At 23.7% G+C, this 1,179-nt stretch carries 1 protein-coding gene; it reads left to right on the top strand.

The genetic code is table 11. From position 1 onward, the window contains the following. Positions 1-1,179 (top strand): contractile injection system protein, VgrG/Pvc8 family (locus ELQ11_RS09560; protein WP_208359345.1); only part of this gene is annotated, 1,179 nt, incomplete at both ends.

Here is a 1,179-nt window from a genome sequence, read left to right as displayed (position 1 = left end):
AAGCACCCCTACAACTTTTAATTTTCATCCTAATGTTTTAATCGATCAAGAAGCTATTTTAAGTATCCATAATCCTTATGAGAATAATACCTTAAACTTTGATAACAATGAAGTAAAAAACTATAAGGGAATTATCACTTATATAAAATATCTAGGTATTAATCATGAAAGTGCTTTAAATATTAATGATAGCACTTCAAATACTAAGCAAATAAAATACAAGCATTTTTTTTCTTTTAAGCTTCAATCAGTCTTGATAAGACTTTCTTTAAATAAAGCCAATCGTATTTATACTCATACTAATATTATAGAAGTGATTAAACAAACCCTTGGTTTTTATCAAGATATCTTACATAAAGAAATTGATTATTCTAATATACATTTTAATTATGAAGAACAAGAACTCATCTCTCAATACAATGAAAGTGATTTAGACTTTATTACAAGATTAAGCCATAATAATGGAATCTTTTTTTATGAAGATGAGAACACTATTTATTTTTGTGATGTATATAAAAATGTAAAAAATAAAGAAATTGAGTATAATCCTAATGTTAATAATATTTTAAATCAAGCTTGTATTTCTTCTATTTATAAAGAACAAAGTTTAAGAACTAATTCTTTTACACATTCTAGTATTAATGCCAATACTCCTTTAAATCTTTTATCCTTACACTCTAATAAAGTTCCTTATGAACAAGAACTTAATAACAAAGCTTATTATAATGAACATTTTTATGAGAGTGAATATTCTTTTACAAAAAGCATTGATTTAAAGACTAAGCCTTCTCTTAAAGAAAAAAGAGCCTTAGTATTAAATGAAAGCTTACTAGCAAAAAGTAATATTTATCATCTTAGCTTAGGAGATTTTATCACTTTAAATTATAAGGAGTTTAATCATCAAGAAGAAATAAAAAATCAAGATGAAGAAAAACAAGATAAAGCTTCTTTGCTTAAAGACTTTATTATTATTGCTAATACTCAAATCTTAATTGATGATGCCATCTTAGCTAATTCTATTAATACTAATGATCATTTAAATTTAAAAGATTTAAATTTAAGTAAATCTTATTCTAATACTTTAACTTTATTAAAAAAGAATATTATCTTTACTCCAAGTTTTAAAGCTAAACCTAAAGCTCCTAATAGCACTCAAGGTATTGTTATAGGAGAGAGTAA

This window comes from Campylobacter sp. US50a (assembly GCF_004379015.1).
Classification (GTDB): Bacteria; Campylobacterota; Campylobacteria; order Campylobacterales; family Campylobacteraceae; genus Campylobacter_D; species Campylobacter_D jejuni.
This window is presented reverse-complemented; position numbering and strand designations above follow the sequence as displayed.